The sequence below is a fragment of the Oscillibacter sp. PC13 genome, from assembly GCF_900115635.1.
Lineage (GTDB): Bacteria > Bacillota > Clostridia > Oscillospirales > Oscillospiraceae > Oscillibacter.
Window position 1 is genome coordinate 22474 of record NZ_FOXE01000016.1, and the last position, 18187, is coordinate 40660.

At 53.3% G+C, this 18187-nt stretch carries 17 protein-coding genes; 3 read left to right on the top strand and 14 right to left on the bottom strand.

Annotated features, from left to right (window positions below):
• Positions 1-27 precede the first annotated feature (27 nt).
• The 12 genes from BMZ81_RS10230 to BMZ81_RS10285 form a co-directional block, all read right to left on the bottom strand.
• A complete protein-coding gene (locus tag BMZ81_RS10230; RefSeq protein WP_091131686.1) occupies positions 28-876 on the bottom strand; it encodes a cyclophilin-like fold protein in 849 nt (282 codons plus the stop codon).
• Positions 873-2303 (bottom strand): dihydrolipoyl dehydrogenase, encoded by a 1431-nt coding sequence (lpdA, locus tag BMZ81_RS10235; RefSeq protein WP_091131689.1) that lies wholly within the window; start codon positions 2301-2303, stop codon positions 873-875. Before lpdA ends, BMZ81_RS10230 begins: the two co-directional genes overlap by 4 nt.
• Before the next feature lie 36 nt (positions 2304-2339).
• The gene (locus BMZ81_RS10240) at positions 2340-3143 is read right to left on the bottom strand and encodes an SDR family NAD(P)-dependent oxidoreductase (RefSeq protein WP_091131692.1); all 804 of its coding nucleotides are present in this window, start codon (positions 3141-3143) and stop codon (positions 2340-2342) included.
• A gap of 44 nt (positions 3144-3187) precedes the next feature.
• Positions 3188-4672 (bottom strand): 2-oxo acid dehydrogenase subunit E2, encoded by a 1485-nt coding sequence (locus BMZ81_RS10245; protein WP_091131695.1) that lies wholly within the window; start codon positions 4670-4672, stop codon positions 3188-3190.
• A gap of 13 nt (positions 4673-4685) precedes the next feature.
• Entirely contained in the window at positions 4686-5660 is a 975-nt protein-coding gene (locus BMZ81_RS10250) for an alpha-ketoacid dehydrogenase subunit beta (protein WP_091131697.1), read from the bottom strand.
• A 25-nt stretch (positions 5661-5685) separates the two neighbouring features.
• A complete protein-coding gene (locus BMZ81_RS10255) occupies positions 5686-6648 on the bottom strand; it encodes a thiamine pyrophosphate-dependent dehydrogenase E1 component subunit alpha (protein WP_091131699.1) in 963 nt (320 codons plus the stop codon).
• Between the two features lie 45 nt (positions 6649-6693).
• Entirely contained in the window at positions 6694-7887 is a 1194-nt protein-coding gene (locus BMZ81_RS10260; RefSeq protein WP_091131701.1) for a CD0519/CD1768 family membrane protein, read from the bottom strand.
• 112 nt (positions 7888-7999) lie between these two features.
• Complete coding sequence (locus BMZ81_RS10265; protein ID WP_091131703.1) at positions 8000-8914, bottom strand: sulfite exporter TauE/SafE family protein; 915 nt, start codon at positions 8912-8914, stop codon at positions 8000-8002.
• A 38-nt stretch (positions 8915-8952) separates the two neighbouring features.
• A complete protein-coding gene (proC, locus tag BMZ81_RS10270; protein ID WP_091131705.1) occupies positions 8953-9759 on the bottom strand; it encodes a pyrroline-5-carboxylate reductase in 807 nt (268 codons plus the stop codon).
• Between the two features lie 73 nt (positions 9760-9832).
• Positions 9833-10570 (bottom strand): SDR family oxidoreductase, encoded by a 738-nt coding sequence (locus tag BMZ81_RS10275; protein ID WP_177187280.1) that lies wholly within the window; start codon positions 10568-10570, stop codon positions 9833-9835.
• A gap of 76 nt (positions 10571-10646) precedes the next feature.
• Positions 10647-10904: a hypothetical protein gene (locus tag BMZ81_RS10280; protein ID WP_143072769.1), complete on the bottom strand. Its 258-nt coding sequence runs from the start codon at positions 10902-10904 to the stop codon at positions 10647-10649.
• The gene (locus tag BMZ81_RS10285) at positions 10901-12367 is read right to left on the bottom strand and encodes a sodium-dependent transporter (protein ID WP_091131714.1); all 1467 of its coding nucleotides are present in this window, start codon (positions 12365-12367) and stop codon (positions 10901-10903) included. Before BMZ81_RS10285 ends, BMZ81_RS10280 begins: the two co-directional genes overlap by 4 nt.
• 348 nt (positions 12368-12715) lie before the next feature.
• Between BMZ81_RS10285 and BMZ81_RS10290 the strand changes: the two genes are divergently transcribed.
• Positions 12716-14374 (top strand): sigma-54 interaction domain-containing protein, encoded by a 1659-nt coding sequence (locus tag BMZ81_RS10290; protein WP_091131716.1) that lies wholly within the window; start codon positions 12716-12718, stop codon positions 14372-14374.
• 447 nt (positions 14375-14821) lie between these two features.
• Here the strand turns inward: BMZ81_RS10290 and BMZ81_RS10295 are convergent, their stop codons facing one another.
• Positions 14822-16033 (bottom strand): MalY/PatB family protein, encoded by a 1212-nt coding sequence (locus BMZ81_RS10295; RefSeq protein WP_091131717.1) that lies wholly within the window; start codon positions 16031-16033, stop codon positions 14822-14824.
• 462 nt (positions 16034-16495) lie between these two features.
• The gene (locus BMZ81_RS10300) at positions 16496-16744 is read right to left on the bottom strand and encodes a hypothetical protein (RefSeq protein ID WP_091131720.1); all 249 of its coding nucleotides are present in this window, start codon (positions 16742-16744) and stop codon (positions 16496-16498) included.
• Positions 16745-17398: 654 nt separating this feature from the next.
• Here BMZ81_RS10300 and BMZ81_RS10305 point away from each other — a divergent pair.
• Both BMZ81_RS10305 and trxA read left to right on the top strand, forming a co-directional pair.
• The gene (locus tag BMZ81_RS10305) at positions 17399-17791 is read left to right on the top strand and encodes a rhodanese-like domain-containing protein (RefSeq protein ID WP_091131721.1); all 393 of its coding nucleotides are present in this window, start codon (positions 17399-17401) and stop codon (positions 17789-17791) included.
• Between the two features lie 86 nt (positions 17792-17877).
• Positions 17878-18183, top strand: coding sequence for a thioredoxin (gene trxA, locus BMZ81_RS10310; protein WP_091131723.1), 306 nt, complete (start codon positions 17878-17880; stop codon positions 18181-18183).
• Positions 18184-18187 lie beyond the last annotated feature (4 nt).

Genomic DNA, 18187 nt, shown 5'->3' on the forward strand with positions numbered 1-18187 from the left:
TTTCAGTCAGAAGGGAGCGTTCTGGAATCAAAAGTTCGGAACGATGTCATTGGGTCGGCGCATCAGCTCGGTCACATCCTCCCAAGGGATCAGAAGATCGATCCACATACTCATACGGTTGACCCAATAGACAAAGTCCACTAAGACCTCCTTTGGATCATGCCTGCCGTCCAGCAGCAGATCTTTATAGCGCAGGACATCTTCTGCGCAGTCAGTCATGCCGCACCAGCCGCCAATTTTGAACGCACAGTAGTCCAGAAGCCGGGCGATGAAATCCTTGCCATACTCCTCGCCGTTGAGAGCGGAGAGATACATGGTATAGACCAAATCTGCCAGCTTCCGGGATTCGCCGTCAGAGTAAATGATGGGTCCTCCCGGCAGTGCGATGCCTCTTTTTTCAAACACATGGCGGATATCGTCCGGGAGCTTTGTCCAGCTCATCTTGGTGTCGATCAAAAACTTGTGGGGCTCATACGCTCTGGACGCGGCATCCGGATCGTAGATCTCCAGGATATCCCCCTGGCGGAAGCGGCACTTTTCCATCTCGCCGATAAAGTCCGGATCCGCCCGCAGCTGGCCGATTACCGTAATACTAACCTCCTCGTCCTGCAGTGCGCCATAGTAAATGCAGAAGAATGCACGGTCGGGATAGAATGCCACACACCCCTGGTCGATCTCATTCAGACTTTTGCCGCCCTCGATGGGGGCCATCATTGGCAGCACGCCAAAGATTTCCTGGCCGGCAAACTTGGCGTAGTGAATATCGATCTTCTGGGGCAGAATGTCCAGCAGACGCTGGCAGGTAATGGGCGCTTCTTTTTCAAAAAGCTCAAAATAGGCAATTTTATCATTGAGTTTCAGATGGATTGTTTTCATACGGACAGTTCCTTTCCGTTTCTCTTTGCTCTGGGTGCAGCGTGGATACAGATTCCCTCCGCATCCAGGGCAGCCTCCCGCATTGTCTCTGTAACTGTGGGGTGTGAGTGGATGGTGGAAATCAATTCATCCACCGTCAGTTCGCAGCCGATGGCCAATGCGCCCTCGGCAATCAGATCCGTGGCACGGGGACCGATAATGTGCATTCCCAGAATCTCGCCGTACGTTTCCCCGGCGATGATTTTGACCAGACCCTCGCCGCCGTTGAGAATCAGTGCCTTTCCATTGGCGGACATCGGAAACTTTCCGACCTTATACGCAATTCCCCGGGCCTTGCACTGCTCCTCCGTCAAGCCCACAGAGGCGGCCTCCGGTTCGATATACACACAGGTTGGATTGGTGGTTTCTTTGTATACGCTGTCCAGGCCGCAGATATTCTCTGCAGCCACCTCGCCCATGGCAGAGGCCGTGTGGGCCAGCTGTGCATGGCCGAAGACACAGTCGCCAATGGCATACACGCCGGGGACCGAGGTCTGCTGCCGCTCATTGACGATAATGCGGCCCCGGTCATTGTTCAATCCCCCCGCCTCCAGGTTTAAGGAGGCCGTGTTCGCCTTGCGGCCAATCGCCACCAAGACCTTCTCCGCCTCAAAGCAAACGCGCTCGCCGGTCTTGTTCCTGCACACAACCTTGGCGCCCAAAGCGGAATCCTCCACAGATTGCACCGGGCACTCCAGGTTGAACTCTATACCCATTTTTTTCATATGGGTCATACCCACCTTGGTTAGATCGCCGTCCAGCATGGGCAGGACATGGTCCAAGGCTTCTACCACCGTAATCCTGGTGCCAAATGCCGCATAAGCGCAAGCCAGCTCCAGGCCGATGACACCGGCGCCAATGACGACCATGGACTTGGGCAGCTTCTCCAGGGACAGTGCCCCGGTGGAATCGATGCAGTTGGGGTTTTCCTTCAATCCCGGAATGGGCGGCTGGGCGTTGACCGATCCTGTGGAAACGATGATGGCGTCCGCCGTCATCGTCTCCTTGCTGCCGTCGGCCTTGGTGACAGACAGGGTCTTTGGTGCGGTAAACGTTGCTTCGCCGTTTACCACCTTGACCTTATTCATTCGCAGCAAGCCGGAAACGCCGCTGGTGAGCTTTTTGGAAATGTCGTTTTTGTGGGCGATAATCTGTGGAAAGTTAACCTTTACACCACTCACTTCAACACCAATGTCCGTACTCTGGTTTTTGATGTTCTCTATCAGCTCCGCGCTGTGCAGCAGGCACTTCGTGGGGATGCAGCCGATATTCAAACAGGTGCCGCCCAGATGTTCTTTTTCAATCAGGGTCACTTGTGCGCCCAGCTGGGCGGCCCGGATTGCAGCTACATAGCCGCCGGGACCGCCGCCGATGATGATGATTTGCATAGTGAATCTCCCTTTGTTAAAACGGATTTGCGGGGTTTATTCGAGACTGTGCATAGTTTTAATGGTGGAATATCCGCCATCCACGGCCAATACCTGGCCTGTGACGAAGTTCGCCGCGTCGGAAGTCAGGAACAGGGCTGCCCCCAGCAGCTCCTCAGGCTCCAGGCAGCGTCCGAAAGCGGTCAAGGCAAACACGCGGTCAAAATATTCCTTTGGCTGGTGGGCAATCATGGGCGTGTTGATCCAGAAGGGTGCGATGGAGTTGACATTGACATGATAGGGTGCCATCTCGTTTGCAAAGGAGCGAACCAGCTGATGGACTGCCGCTTTGCTGGCCTCATAGGGCATAGACTGATCCATATGGGACAGAAGTCCGCCGATGGAACCAATGTCCAGGATTTTTCCATCGCACTGCTGCTTCATAACCCGGCCTACCGCCTGGTTCATGTAAATGGTTCCGTTCAGGTTCACGCCGAGGATGAAATCAATGTCGTCTTTGGTGAAGTCCAGGCAGGGTTTATTGCGGGTGACGCCGGCCGTGTGCAGCAGGATATCAATCCGGCCGTATTTTTCCACAACTTGCTCCACTGCGGCGTTGACGGATTCCGGGTTTGTCACATCCGTGAGAATGTACTCTGCGTTAAAGCCAGCATCGGCCAGGGCCTTGACTGTTTCGGCGCATTTACTTGCGATCACATCCATCAGGATAATCTTTGCACCAGCTTGGGCAAAGCCCAGCGCCAGTACCTCGCCCAGGCCGCCAGCCCCGGTGATGATGGTGACTTTATCGGTGAATTGAAAGAGCTTACTAATCTCGGTCTCTTTTACGATCGGCTTCATAATTCAATTCCTTTCTCCATACATCGGCGCAGAACCCATGCGGGTCAAAAACTCAGCAGGAAGGGATTTTCCACATAGTCACACAGAGTGCGCAGGAAACGCGCGGCAGGCGCGCCATCCACTGCCCGGTGATCAAAGGACAGGCACAGGCCCATGACCCGGTGCTCCTCCACCTGGCCGTTCACCAGCATCAGCTCTTTGCGCATGGAACCCACACCCAAGATGGCCACCTCCGGTGCATTGATGATGGGTGTGAAGTACCGCACACCCTCACTGCCTAGGTTGCTGATGGTGAAGGTGCCGCCCATATACGCGCTGGGCGGGAGCTGATTGTTGCGGCAGTTTTGGGCGATATCGTCGACCGCCTGGCAAATCTCCTTGCCGCTTTTACCGCCGCAGCCATGTATTACGGGAACAATCAATCCCTCCGGCATATCCACCGCAATGCCCAGGCGAATCTCGGAATGCTCACGGATAACATCGTTTTCATAGGTGGCGTTCATACAGGGGAAGTCCTTGAGCGCTTTGCACACGGCCACGGCCAGAAGGCCGGTCATGGTAAATCGCTGACCGGGGTACTTCTTGGAGAGAGCCTGCTTTATCCTGCGCATTTCCTCCATGTCCACGTCCATCATATGGGTAACCCGGGGCTTGGTGGACGTACTCTCGGCCATCTTCTGTGCGATGGCGCGGCGGCGGCCCTTCACCGCAATCTCCTTCACAGTTGGATCTGCAGCGGCAGCAGGTGCAGCCGGGGCGGTGGGAGTCTCCAGGGCGGCGGGAGCGGCCTTCAAGGAGTCGGCATAGGCCTGCACGTCTTCTTTCGAGATTCTGGGCTTGCCTAAGGAGGCCTTCATAGACGCGATGTCCAGGCCCAATTCCTTGGCCAGTTTCATAGCCACGGGAGAGACCGCTACGCGGGTGGGAGCGGCAGTTGATGCTGCGGCGGGTTCGAGTGCGTTGTCACCGCTGCCGCTGCCAATCACAGCCACAACTTCCGCAATGTCCACTTCTTCGCCGGCGGGGTAGCGGATCTGCTCCACGACGCCGTCACAGGGGGAGGCAATGTCCACGGTGACCTTTCCGGTTTCGCAGCACAACAGGACGTCGTCCTTTTTCACCCTGTCACCGACCTTTACCTTCCACTCTGCAATATAGGCCTTTTTGACATAGTCGCCGGCAAGAATCTGCAGGTCTACGTTCTGAGATGCACCGTTAGCGGAATGAAAGGCAGCCTCATCCGCCGGCGCAGCAGGAACGGAAGCGGGGGTGGCAGCGGGTATCCCGCTGCCGTCACCGATTACCGCCACTGCCTCAGAAATATCAACTTCCTCCCCAGCGGGATAAAGAATCTGTTCTACCACGCCGTCACAGGGGGAAGCAATGTCCACGGTGACCTTTCCGGTTTCGCAGCACAATAGAACGTCGTCCTTTTTCACCTTGTCGCCGACCTTTACCTTCCACTCTGCAATATAGGCCTTTTTGACATAGTCGCCGGCAAGTACTTGTAAATCGACTTTCTGTGACATGGTCCTGCCTCCATTAGTTGTTCAGCATCTTGCGCACGGCCTCCGCGATGGTGTCCTTATTGGGCACGGTCAGCGGTTCCAGCGCAGGAGAATAAGGAATGGGCATATCCAGGGCGCCCAGACGCACCACGGGAGCATCCAGCAGATCAAACATCTCCTCCGCCACGATGGCTGCAATCTCGCCGGCGAAGCTGCCGGTCTTCCAGGCTTCGTTGACCACCACCAGGTGATTGGTTTTCTCCAAAGAAGTGCGGATGATATCTTTGTCCAGAGGGATCAGGGTTCTGGGGTCCACCACTTCACAGCTGACGCCCTCCTTGGCCAGCATCTCAGCAGCATCCAGCGCCTCCAGCACCATGGCAGAGGTGGCCACGATGGTCACATCGCTGCCCTCGCGTTTGATATCACCCTTGCCAATCTCAATCACGTAGTCCTCTTCCGGTACTTCTGCGCGGGTGCCGTAAAGCAGCTTGTGCTCAATAAAGATGCAGGGATTGTCATCCCGAATGGCAGCTTTCAGCAGTCCCTTGGCATCATAGGCATTGGAGGGCATCATCACCTTCAGGCCGGGAATATGGGTAAACCATGCCTCCAGGCTCTTGGAGTGCTGTGCGGACGCAGAAGCCCGGGCGCCGCCCTGCATGCGCATGACCATGGGAATCGTGACCTGGCCGTTGTACACGTAATGCAGCAAAGACGCCTGGTTGACCATCTGATCCAGTGTCAGGCCTACCCAGTCCTCGTACATCATCTCCCCCACCGGGCGCTTGCCGGCAATGGCGGCGCCGATGCACACGCCGGTGATGGCTTCCTCGGAAATAGGGGTATCCAGGACACGGCCCGGGAACATATCCATCATCTTTTCCGTAACGCGGAATGCGCCGCCGTAAACGCCAATATCTTCGCCCAGCAAAAAGATGCTGGGATCCCGGTTCATCTCTTCGATCAAAGCGTCCCGCAGGGCGTCTTTATACATAATTTTACTCATAGCAACTTTTCCTCCTTCTCCGAACTCAAGCGTAGATGCCGTTCATCAGCGTGGAAGCCTCCGGATACGGGCTGTCCAGGCCATACTGGATAGCCTCATTCACCTCATCCTTGGCTGCCTGTGCCAGATCGGCGATCTCTTCGGAGGTGCAGATCTTCTTGTCGACCAGATACTTGCCGTAGCGGGCAATGGCGTCTTTTTCCGGTGTGGACCAGGCGTTGATCTCCTCCTGTGTCTGATAGCCGCCCTTATCGCCGGTGGAGAACCCCAAAATCCGATAGGTCTTTGCTTCGATCAGCGTGGGTCCCTCGCCTTTGCGCGCGCGGGCGACAGCTTCCTGGGTAGCCTGGATGACTTCGATGATATCATTGCCGTCGATGGTGACACCGGGAATGCCATATGCCTTGGCACGATCGGAGATGTTGACTACGGACAAATGACGGTCTGCACGAACAGTCAGGCCGTACATGTTGTGCTCAGCAAAAATGATGTTATTGGTCTTCCACAGAGCCATCATATTCATCGCCTCATGGAACATCCCCTCGTTGCTGGCGCCGTCGCCGATGAAGCTCAGACACACCCGGTCACTCTTATCCATCTTAAAGCTCAGGCCGTATCCCGCGCCGATGCCCAGCGCGCCGCATACGATGCCGCAGCCGCCCAAAACGCCCTTTTCCTTACAGGCAATCAGCATATGGCTGGCGCGTCCGCCGCAGTAGCCATTGGCCTTGCCCATCATTTCAGCCACCATGGGCTTGAGTTCCAAGCCTTTGCCGACGAAGTGGGCATGGCCGCGGTGCGTGCTGGTGATGTAATCGTCGTCCCGCAGGCAGATACCGGCGCCGACGCCGGTGGCCTCCTGGCCAACGCACAGGTGGACGGGGCCGCGGATCTTTCCGGCCGCATGCTGTTCTTTCAGGGCGTACTCCAAATCACGGACAATGTTCATTCTCTTATAGAGAAGCTTCATGGTTTCGTTGTCAAACACAACAGATTCCTCCTTTTAAAGTCTTGAACGTGTGAATACGGTGGTTCAGCAGAAAATCAGGAACGCATAGTTGGCGATGACGCCTGCCACAACACCGCCGATTGCCTGAGCTGCAGCGCACTTCAGCGTCAATTCTTTGGCATGAACGCCTTCCATCATAAAGGCTACTCCGCCCAAGAAGCCCGCATAGCAGCAGCCGATGCCGATAAACGTGGCGATGTCATGGACATTGCACAAGCCCTGGTCAAACAGGGTGCCGGCAAGCCCCATGGCGGATCCCACAGCACCCAGAGACACCAGCGGCAGGGAAATACACTCGGGGCTGGAGAAGCTGAACAGCGGAGTCAAGATGAAGCTGAGCAAATCGCCCAGTTTGGGCAGCAGTGCCACGCCTTCATAGGCCGCGCCGGTATAAACCTGGACGCCGTCTACGGTGGATGGTCCAAAGGTCAGCATCATAACGATGGTGCAGATCACCAGCACGCCGGGGATAATGTCCATGCCCAGCTTCACACCAGCCTTGCCTCCGTCATTGATGCAGTTGAGGACGCGGTCCACCACACTGCCAGCACGGATATGACGCTCGCCGGGGGTAAAGACGCTTTCCTCGCCTTCCATATTGCCCAGTTCCACCAGCACATCCAGCGCCTCTGCCTCCTTGCCGTACTGCTTTTTCGCCCAATGCAGCATCAGGCGTACAGCTACAATCCCCCCTAGGATGCAAGCAATATTACCGATAATCACAGCGGGGATAAACTCCTCGCCACGGCCCAGAAAATAGGTGGAGACGATCAGGTTCATGCCGAAGGTGAACCCCAGGCAGTTTACAGCTACCGCCTGATACCGCTTTGCATAGCGGGCAAAGCCGGGATCGTTGACGAAGGGAATACCTGCCGGGCAGTCGGAGAGGAAGCAGGCCACGGCAGCCAGGCTGAAGCAGCCGGGCAAGCCGAACAGCGGCTTCATCAGTGGGGAGATTATCTTGTTGATTAGGGCGGTGATACCGAATTCTGTGAACAAGGATGCCAAGGTACCCATAATAACTGCGATGGCCATGATGTAGAAGCACGTGTTGATCAGCAGATCAAATGCCGTTTTCATCAGGCAGGATGCAAAATTGGAAATCCCCATCGCCATACACAGATATACAATGGCGGCCAGAAGAACGATACCAAAAACAAAAGTCTCTGCAGAAACTTCTTTCTTAATCAGCGGATTGTTCTTGAGCTCTTGTGCCATGAAAAACACCTCATAATTTCATAAAATACGATAGAGATTATGGGATCCTTGATAGATCTTTTTGATGTCTTTTCAACCCGTCCTGCCGGGAACTGCTCTGTATGGTTCTTACTTACTCTGCGCTGGGTTCTGTCGCGGCGGAGTGATCTCCAGCACCCTTGTTCTGCTTTGCAGCCAAGATCATAGAGGCCGAAGTATAGAGCAGGACGAAAATGACCAGCCAGGTCAGAACGGTCAATGGCATAGACTTGACGATCAGCGCCGCGATCAGGACGCCGGGAATCGATCCCAAGAACATCCACATGGCAACTTTGATATCAATGGCCTTTGCCACGATGCTGCGGATACCGGCAGTGGGCATCATGGCGCAGCAGCCGCCGGCCGCCAAGGGGAATGCGTAGGACAGGTTCAGCCCCATTAAAGCACACAGTGCCATAGCAGGTGCGTACATGCCGATGCCCGCATTCATCAGTGCTGCAAAACAGCCCATCAGCACGGCAAAAGCCGCCAGCTTGGTACCATGAAAACCATTGGCCTCACCGCCGATATTTGGGAAAAATCCCAGCTGCTTGCTCAACAGGATGAACGCCACAATTACAAATGCGACCCCCATGACGACACGAACCTTGTTGCGGTCCAACTTGGTCACCACGAATGCGCCCAGGAATCCGCCGATGACGGAGCAGATAAGCGTTACCACCAGCGTCTTCGTCTCGATGCCGATATCGGACATCCAGACCGTACCCTGAATGGCCACAGAAACTGCACAGCCAGCATTCAGCGTACCGGGCAGCACCCGGTCATCCACATTTTTTGTGGCGCGCAGAATTGGGGTGATGACTGCAAAGGAACCGATGCCCAGTGCGTCGCAGAAATTGCCGATGAATCCTGCGCCGGCAGAGACAAAAATATTATTGTTGCTGATGGTGCCGTCCTTCTTGCGTGCCAGGTATTCCCGGATCATCAGCATAATCAGCGGGAGCGCAAACACCCACAGGAAAATAATAACCACATGACTGCTCTTCATATGTACAGTTCCCCTCTCCCTTTCAATCGTATGGATACTTACTTGCCCATCTCGCGGGACCGTTCTGCGCACGCATGCACAGCCTCAATGACGGCATTGCGGAAATTATTGCGCTCCAGCGCAGCCACAGCGGCAATGGTGGTGCCGGCAGGAGAGCAGACGGCGTCCTTCAGAACACCCGGATGCTTACCGGTATCCAAAACCATTTTTGCACTGCCGTACACCGTCTGTGCGGCAAAGGTGTAGGCTTGGTCACGGGGCAGGCCTTCCAGTACGCCGCCGTCCGCCAAGGCCTCAATGAACAAAAACACATAGGCTGGGCCGGAGCCGCTGATGCCGGTGACGGCGTCCAGCAGATGCTCCGGAACCTGTTCTGCTTTACCGAAGGCGTTAAGCAGCTCCATGGCATACTCCATATCCTCTTCGGTAACCAGCTCGTTGTGGCACACGCCAGTCATACCAGCGGTGACCTGCGCAGGGGTGTTTGGCATAACGCGAATGGTCTTGACGCCTTCACCAAAATATCCCTTCAGAATCTCCAGTGTCTGACCGGCAGCGATGGAGATGAATAGTTTGTCGGGCGTGATGCAGTCCTTAACGCTGGCAATGGCCTCTTTCAGAATATAGGGCTTTACCACCAGGAAGATCACATCGCTGTTCTTGACAACTTCTTTGTTATCGGTGGTGACATGGATGCCCAGCTCTGCCTTGGCTGCCTCCAGCCCGGGAATAAATACATCCGACGCCGTGATGTCGCCGGGGGCAGCAATGCCGGATCCAATAATACCGCCCATGATAGACTTGCCCATAACTCCGCAGCCAATAAATCCAATTTTTTTGCCCATTTCTTTTGACTCCTTTCAAACTTTGCGCCGTTTTTTCTAGATCAGGGGATGCTGTTATTCATGAATCCGGGCTTTAGCCGAAATACATGCCTCCGTTGCAGTGGATAACTTGGCCGGTGATGTTGCTGGCACGGTCAGATGCAAGAAAGACCACCGCATTTGCAATATCCTCCGGCAACCCCACCCGGCCCACAGGCAGCTTGGCAAGGTAGGTGTCGAGATCCCGTTCAATCCGGTCCTTGGTCATATCTGTTTGAATGATGCCTGGTGCCACGCAGTTGAAACGCACAGAACCGCCCAGTTCCTTTGCCAGCGTTCGGCTCAAGCCTACAATGGCCGCTTTGCATGCGGCGTAGTGCGCATAACCGACACAGCCCTGAAATGCATCGACAGAGGAAATGCTGATCACGGAGCCCTTACTTTCCATCAAATAAGGGATTGCGGCATGGGTCACATTGTATACGCCGTCCAGATCCACAGAAACGGTCTTATGCCATTGGGCGGGTGTCATATCCACAAAAAATGCTTCCTGGAAGATACCGGCGTTGTTCACCAGAACATCGATGCCTCCGGTCTGGCCTGCCAGATTCTGAATGGTCTTTTCCGCTTCTTCATAGTTGGTGATATCCATTTTGGCCATGTAGGCCTTCACGCCCAGCGCCTGAACCATTTTGGTGGTCTCCGCCATCTCGGCTTCCAGAATGCCAGTCACGATCACATCCGCGCCCTCTTCAGCCGCTGTCAATGCAATCTTTCTGCCAATACCTCGTTCACCGCCTGTAACCAGGACTTTCTTCCCCTTGAGCAACATAGAGAATCGACCTCCCATTATAAAATTCTCAGCAAGCGGCTTTTCGTCCACTTTCGCTTCTTCTCATCCTCTTTTCTCACTCTGGGCGGGTAAGGAATGGCGTAATGCCATTTTCGTCAAAGTACTTTTTCACGACAGGATCTTTCCCATACAGTGCCCTTGCCTCAGCCCGGGCTTTTTCACCGGAGAATAAGTAGGGATCCAATGGTTCTCCACTGGCTATGATGGCGCTTTTTTTGCCCTCATCCCCCAAGTCTTTGACCGTGAAATAGATAAAACAGCCAAACCAAATCAAACAAACCATCAGCATCAGCCATGTTCCGACCTGCATCATGAAGCCTCCTTACTTGTCAAGGTACCGTCCCACTGATAATTGTGCTTCTTGTCATACCACCACAGGCCCGCAACCACCGTCACTGTGATCAGCCACGTCAGTCCCAGTCCCCCATAGCCTAAGAACCAGATACCGCTGGCCTGGTTGCTGTGGGCAAACCACACCATCAGGAAGATGTTCACTGCCGGAACCAGATATTTGATCAAGACGGTCACCCACATGCCGATATAACCATTCCCGAAGGTGTTGATCACCATAATGCGCAGCCGCTCGCCGCCAAAACGGTAGCCTACAGCCACAACCAGCAGTGTCACCAGGGTGGGCAGCACATAGCTTCCGAACACATTGTCCAGGTTGTTCAGCAAGGACTCGCTTATGCTGGGAGCTGCACCGCAAACCAGCAAAAGCAATGCGGAAACCACAGTTCCCTTCTTGCGGGACATATGTAAGGTATCCACCATGAAGCAGGCAATGACTTCAATCAGTACGTACGCGCAGGAATAGGCCGCTACAAACAGGGCCAGGAAGAACAGCAAGGAGATGATATAGCCTCCCTTCATGCCCATAAACACCTGAGGCATTGCTACATATGCGGTGGATGCCCCCAGCGTTTTGACCGTTTCACTGGTATAGCCGCATGCAAATAGGGTGGGGATAATGGCAAATCCGGCCAGCAAAGCAAAGGAGGTGTCAGCAAAGCAGGTGGTAAGGTTCCCGTATCCTGCGTCAGATTCTTTTTTCAAATAGGAGGAGAGGACCAGGAACCAACCCCAGCCGGCGCCGAAGGTGAAGTAGGCCTGGCTCAATGCCGAGGTCAGCGTGGATGCAGTGAACATATTGGACCAGTCCGGAGTCAGATAGTAGACCAGGCCATCGATGGCACCGGGAAGCAGTACACCGCGAACCGCCCCCACCAGGATGATGATGAAGGCAAAACCGCCAATCCACTTGGCCACCCGCTCGATACCCTTTTGGATGCCGAAAAAGGGCGGAATGGCAGAGAGAATCAGCGTGATGGCAAACATTCCGAAGCACAGGGCCTTGTTGCCCTGGTAAGTGCTCCAAACCTCCTCCGGACTCACAGCGGCAAAAACATTTCGGGCAGATTCGATTACCCAGTAAAGGCTTTGGGACACCACGACAATGTAGTAGGCGGCAAACATGTTTAACAGCAGCATCATGACACCAATGCCGCGCAGGCCGGACATTTTTCCCATGGTATCCACTGTAGAGGAGTGTCCATATTTGCCGGAGGCGCTCTCAAGAATGACAGAAGGCAGAGAGATCAAAAGAATAAACACCAGATAGGGCAGCAGGAATGCGCCGCCTCCATTTCCCGCACAGCGGAAGGGAAAACGCCACATGTTGCCGATACCGATGGCGGCAAACCAAGTGGTCATCAAAAAACCGATGCGGGTTCCCCAGTTGTCGCGCTTTGCCAAGGCCACGGGTTTCTTTGACATATTTTGTATGCTCCTTTCTGTTTTGATGATTGGGCTCTTTTCTTTCTAACATATATGTAAGCAATTTTTGTGCCACATTGTGGCGTACTCCAAAAAAGTCCCGTTTTTTACAAAATGTCTTTATTTACATGAATCGTTCCGCTAAATTCATAGCTTCTCTTCACAAATGGGAACGCCGCATTTGGGCTGATACAAAAGCAAATAAACGCAAAATATCTTGCGGGAAAAATTTCATGCGCAAGATATTTTGCGTTTGCACTTGCAATTCTGTAGCACTTGTAGTATATCTTAGTAAAAAGTAATTGTCATCTTAGTTATTTTGCGCTGAAGCAGCATTGGGGGTAAACAATGAACCGATTTTCTTTGGCGGTACTCCTTCTGGATGAACAGCACATCACTTCTGTTTTGGCCTATGACCCGGTGTTTGAGCAACTGCTTCAATGCAATGCTGAGTCCCTCTTGAATCAAAAGATGGAGGAAGTGTTTCCCGGCATTGCTGGCGGAATGCATTCCGGATCCGGCTACATCAACGGTCAATGGGTGCAGTATGCCCTAAGAGAGCTTTCCCCTGATCGGCAGTTGTTGGTTTTTATCTTCCAGCTTTCCAGCAACGAGGAAATCTATCAGTTCACCTTGGATCTGATGGATGTGGGCGTGCAAATCTACTCCGGAGACTCTACGCTGATGTTTCTCAACGCCGCCAGCGAAGAAATGTCCCGCATCAAACGGCAGGATGTCTTGGGCAAGCGGCTGACCTCCATCTATGAGACAGACGAAATCCAGAGCACGGTGCTGGCCACCCTGTCCAGCCACACGGCGATTTACAACAAAGCGGACAGCTTCACTACCCTCAACGGTGCTCAAGTCACAGTTCTCAACACCGCCATTCCATTTTTTGACTGTAAGGGAACCTTGGATGCAGTGGTGAATTTGGAATACAGCCAGCGTTCCATTGATCGGCTGGTTTCAACCACTCAGGTCATACAGAAGATTATTCCCGGGAAATCGGAAAGGGCGTCGGCTACCTGTAAGTATTACCATTTTGATGACATTGTGGGGCATTCCCAGCTTCTGATGGATGCCGTCAACCTGGCCAAAATGGTCGCCGGGCAGGAGAGCAATGTCTTTATCGTCGGTGAAACCGGCACCGGCAAAGAGCTTTTTGCCCAGAGCATCTACTCTGCCTCCCGGGGCCGCTGCTTTGTCTCCGTCAACTGCAGCACGATTACCGAAGGGCTGGCGGATGCCACGTTGTTCGGTACAGTTAAAGGTGCCTTTACGGGCAGTGTCAACGCCGAAGGGCTCTTTGCCGCAGCAGACGGCGGTGTCCTTTTTTTAGATGAGATCAATTCCCTGTCCCTCAGCACCCAGGCCCGTCTGCTGCGGGTGCTGCAGGAGGGTGTCTATATGAAAGTGGGGGCGATAAAGGAAAGCAGCTGTCATGTGCGGGTAATAGCCTCCTGCAACCAGGATCCCTGGGAGTTGATGCAAACCGGCAAGCTGCGCCAGGATCTGTTCTTCCGTCTGGCTGCCTCAGTTATCAGGGTTCCCTCCCTTCGGGACCGGATGGACGATCTAGAAGAGCTAGTCGACCATTTTCTGTCCTATTACTCCCGTAAATCACGTAAGCCGGTTCATGCCATTTCTGAAAAAGTCCTCAGTCTCTTGATGCAGTATAATTGGCCTGGAAATATCCGAGAGTTGAAAAATGTCATAGAATTTGCGGTCAACATCTCCTCTGGTCCACGGATTGAAATTCACCACCTTCCCGGCTATATTCAAAACCGTTTGCATTATGTTCATGAAGATAAGTTCACGGGAGAATTACCCTTGTCTTCCCCCAATTCGCAGAGCCTGGCCCAATGCCTGGAGCATTATGAGCGGGAACTGATCAAGCAGGCTTTGCACCAAAGCGGATACAACATCACCAAAGCAGCGGATTTTCTGGGACTGAGCCGTCAGTCCCTGCAGTATAAGTTGAAGAAATACCATTTTCAGTCTCTGTGAGCCCAAAAGGAGCGGATAAACAGATGCTTTTGCATTCTATTTAACGCATACGCAGTTTCTGCATGGTTGTAATGGACTCCCTCGTGCGCCGTGAGTACTACAGAGATGTAACGGGAGTTTCGAAATAAAAAACCCGGTAGCCTTGCTTAATAGCAAGGCTACCGGGTTTTGTCTGAAAAAGCTTAACAATTTTTAAAGCAGCTGAAAAACAGCCATCGGCCTCTATCATAAATCATTTCCAGAAACATTTGAGTAAGTTTGGACTCGTACTTCAAATTTCGGATAGAGTGTTACTCTGCATTAAGCTTACTACATATGTTTAAAGTAGTCAAATCGGCCACTTCAAATTCTTTACAATACCGTTATTGCTTTGGCTTCGTCTGCATGGTAGGGTTAACGGCAGTAAGCGCCCAAATAATCGCTCAAAAATTACAGCAAGGACAATTCTTACAGGCGGTGTCTGAGAATGGCGTCCCGCATCCGTTCCAGCCCGGTGCGGATGACGGAACGGGGCATGGCCAGATTCAGGCGGATGTACCCCTTTGCGTTGCCCACAAACAATGCGTCGCCGCCCTCCAGCAGGACACCGGCCTCGTTGGCGAAGAAGGCGGGCAGGTCCTCCACATCCAACAGGCACCGGGAGAGATCCACCCAAGCCAGGTACGTGGCCTCCGGAATATTCATTACCGCCTCCGGCAGCTCTGTATCCAAGAATCTCTTCACAAAGGCGAAGTTCTCATCCAGATAGGCTCGCAGCGCCTCCAGCCAGGCTCCGCCCTGATCGTAGGCAGCCTTGGCGGCGGTGAGGGACAGGGGATTCACCATACCGAAGAGTTTGTCCCGGTTCCGGAACTGCGCACGGGTGGCGGAGTCCCGGATCAGAATATTGGAAAAAGCCAGACCCGCAATGTTGAAGGTCTTGCTGGGAGACATGCAGGTGATGAGCTTGGGGTAGCCCTCCATGACAGAAGCCATGGGGATGTGCCGCTTCCCCTGCCGGCTCAGGTCGCAGTGGATCTCGTCGGACACCACCCACAGGTTGTATTTAGCCATGATCGCCCCAGCCCTGGAGAGTTCGTCCCGGGTCCACATCCGGCCGGTGGGGTTGTGGGGATTGCACCAGAACACCAGCTTGCACTTGGGATCGGCGCACTTGGCCTCAAAATCCTCATAGTCCAGAGAAAACGCACCCTTCCCGTCTTTTCGAAGCGGTGAGAAGAGCGCCTCCTTATGGGCATACTCGGCGGCGTGGAGGAAATAGCCGTAGGCGGGGGTACTGATGAGCACCTTCTCTCCGGGACCACATAGGATCTCCGTCAGCTGGTACAGGGCGGGGATGATGCCGGGGGAGATGCATAGCTCTTCCTGTTTCGGCTCCCAGCCATAGCGGTCCAGACACCACTTCCGGAAGGACTGGTAATATCCGTCGTCATACACGCCAGTATAGCCGAAGATCCGCCGGTCAATCCTTGCCCGCAGAGCATCCAGGATCTCCGGTGCCGTACCGAACTCCATGTCCGCCACCCACATACGAACGAACTCTTCATCTTTATAGGGAAAGACCTTCTCTGGCCCGGCATGGAAGATATAGCCCCGGAAGCCGTCGGTGTTCAGTGCGTTTGTGTTTCTTCGGTCAATAATCTCATCAAAATTATACATCGTTGTTCACCTTTTCGTATGTCGCGCCTGTCCGCGGTGCGTATTGCATCTGCTTTTGTATGATCTCTCAGCTATAATAATCGCATTTTTGACATTGGGACAGAAAATGCTCAGAACCTCCACATGATACATGCCGGCCCATTGGCAAATGCTCTGCAGGAGCGGCACGCTCTTTTCTGCACTTATTTTACCAGACCGGAGTGCCTTTTTAAAGTAACTATGAAATTTATAAGTATGATTTTTCCCGTATCTGGGGAGGGCGCCGTTGAAACAGCCCCCGCAGCCACTGCATAAATTCCGGGCGATGAACACTTTTCGTATCACACATTTTCCCTTGGCGGTAACTGTATCCACTATAGGAACCTCGCTCACGTTGAACAAGATATTAGCAAGTTTATGAGCGGCTCATAAATTTCGTAGTGAACAATATCTGTACACAGCCAAATGCTCCGGAGAGACGAACTACTCATCGGAAAAGAAATTTTTTCCCCTTGGGTTGGGCAAGCAGAGCGTTTGGCTTGCCACCGGTAGCCTAATAATGTTCGCACTATCACCGCCACCCGCTACCAGTTCATCCTTGAAACCTACGCCATTCCCCAAATCGGCGATTGCAAGCTGACTACCCGGCACCTGCAGAAATTCTACAAGGATCTGCTGGAAAGTGGCCGGGCGCACCCGGGCAAAGCCCAGAGCACGGGATACAGCACCCATCTCATGCTCCACGTCCCTCTGGAACGTTCCCTAAAAGAACAGCTGAGGCTCAGAAACCCCACAGAGGATTCATCGCTCCAAAATCTCGTAAGATAGGAATGCAGATCCTGCCAGTCAAGAGCATACACACCTGCTTGAAGGCAGTCAAGGCACTATTTTGGTCAAAAAAGCAAAAAACTCCCGAAATCATACGATTTCAGGAGTTTTTCTGGAGCTGCTGGGCGGATTTGAACCGCCGACCTCATCCTTACCAAGCGATTTTTGATGTTTTTTATAACAATTTCCGCTCGTTTTTAGTTGTTTTCGTTCCGGAGCAAATGCTTTCCAGAACTTTCTCTAAGCACTATCTCCGTTGTTTCCACACCTGTCTGTGGTGGAAATGTGGTCAGAGAGTCCTCCGCCTCACTCGGCGGAGGACTCTTTCTGCTTGAAAGGCTTCAAAAGGGCATCTTCACCACATCAATATTTTGCGCTGCTGTAATCAATATAAACCCCATTATTTATCCCAGCATCATTAGGGTCGCAAAATCTTCCACTAAGTGATGTCATCACAGAATACACCGGAGAATTCTGTTATTATACAGCCATAGAAATCCAAAACATGATCGAGATCGGGTAACAGAACTGCTGTACCAGATCCAAGGAGGTATCGCTATGAAGAGGTTAGTCCCATTTTTGTTTTCGTTCCTGCTGCTGGCAGGCTGCGCGGCTCCTGCGGAATCGGAGGCCAGCTACCGGCAGATCAGCACGGACGGGGCTATTGCCATGATGGAGGAAGAGAACAATTACATCATTTTGGATGTCCGTACTCCGGAGGAGTTTTCCGACAAACACATTCCCGATGCGATCAACATCCCCAACGAGACCATCGGTACTGAGGATATCCCGGAACTGCCTGACAAGGATCAGTTGATTCTCGTATACTGCCGCAGCGGAAACCGCAGCAAGCAGGCCTCGGACAAGCTGGTGGGTTTGGGCTACACGAACATTGTGGAGTTCGGCGGTATCAACGACTGGCCGGGCGAAACTGTATCTGATGGCGAGTAAGCACAGTTTAGGTGATGTCATCACGGAAACGCAGCCAGCATCCGGCTATGATAGAGCCATAAAGAAAAAACAAGGAGGATTTGAATATGTCCGCTATCAATATCAACAAGAACAACTTCCAGAACGAAGTGATGAATTACGATAAGCCCGTCCTTCTGGACTTCTGGGCTCCCTGGTGCGGCCCCTGCCGCATGGTCGTTCCCATCGTGGAGGAGATCGCCAAAGAGCGTAGTGATATCAAAGTCGGTAAGGTGAATGTGGACGAGCAGCCCGAGCTGGCCAGCCGGTTTGGCGTAATGAGCATACCCACTCTGGTTGTCATGAAAAACGGCAAGATCGTCAATCAGGCTATGGGGGCAAGACCCAAGAATGCAATTCTTGGGATGCTGTAAGGAG

What these genes read in the sequence shown, in the direction of transcription:
- BMZ81_RS10230 (WP_091131686.1), bottom strand. Translation starts at nt 876, where the DNA reads ATGAAAACAATCCATCTGAAACTCAATGATAAAATTGCCTATTTTGAG.
- lpdA (WP_091131689.1), bottom strand. Translation starts at nt 2,303, where the DNA reads ATGCAAATCATCATCATCGGCGGCGGTCCCGGCGGCTATGTAGCTGCA.
- BMZ81_RS10240 (WP_091131692.1), bottom strand. Translation starts at nt 3,143, where the DNA reads ATGAAGCCGATCGTAAAAGAGACCGAGATTAGTAAGCTCTTTCAATTC.
- BMZ81_RS10245 (WP_091131695.1), bottom strand. Translation starts at nt 4,672, where the DNA reads ATGTCACAGAAAGTCGATTTACAAGTACTTGCCGGCGACTATGTCAAA.
- BMZ81_RS10250 (WP_091131697.1), bottom strand. Translation starts at nt 5,660, where the DNA reads ATGAGTAAAATTATGTATAAAGACGCCCTGCGGGACGCTTTGATCGAA.
- BMZ81_RS10260 (WP_091131701.1), bottom strand. Translation starts at nt 7,887, where the DNA reads ATGGCACAAGAGCTCAAGAACAATCCGCTGATTAAGAAAGAAGTTTCT.
- BMZ81_RS10265 (WP_091131703.1), bottom strand. Translation starts at nt 8,914, where the DNA reads ATGAAGAGCAGTCATGTGGTTATTATTTTCCTGTGGGTGTTTGCGCTC.
- proC (WP_091131705.1), bottom strand. Translation starts at nt 9,759, where the DNA reads ATGGGCAAAAAAATTGGATTTATTGGCTGCGGAGTTATGGGCAAGTCT.
- BMZ81_RS10275 (WP_177187280.1), bottom strand. Translation starts at nt 10,570, where the DNA reads ATGTTGCTCAAGGGGAAGAAAGTCCTGGTTACAGGCGGTGAACGAGGT.
- BMZ81_RS10280 (WP_143072769.1), bottom strand. Translation starts at nt 10,904, where the DNA reads ATGATGCAGGTCGGAACATGGCTGATGCTGATGGTTTGTTTGATTTGG.
- BMZ81_RS10285 (WP_091131714.1), bottom strand. Translation starts at nt 12,367, where the DNA reads ATGTCAAAGAAACCCGTGGCCTTGGCAAAGCGCGACAACTGGGGAACC.
- BMZ81_RS10290 (WP_091131716.1), top strand. Translation starts at nt 12,716, where the DNA reads ATGAACCGATTTTCTTTGGCGGTACTCCTTCTGGATGAACAGCACATC.
- BMZ81_RS10295 (WP_091131717.1), bottom strand. Translation starts at nt 16,033, where the DNA reads ATGTATAATTTTGATGAGATTATTGACCGAAGAAACACAAACGCACTG.
- BMZ81_RS10300 (WP_091131720.1), bottom strand. Translation starts at nt 16,744, where the DNA reads ATGGGTGCTGTATCCCGTGCTCTGGGCTTTGCCCGGGTGCGCCCGGCC.
- BMZ81_RS10305 (WP_091131721.1), top strand. Translation starts at nt 17,399, where the DNA reads ATGAAGAGGTTAGTCCCATTTTTGTTTTCGTTCCTGCTGCTGGCAGGC.
- trxA (WP_091131723.1), top strand. Translation starts at nt 17,878, where the DNA reads ATGTCCGCTATCAATATCAACAAGAACAACTTCCAGAACGAAGTGATG.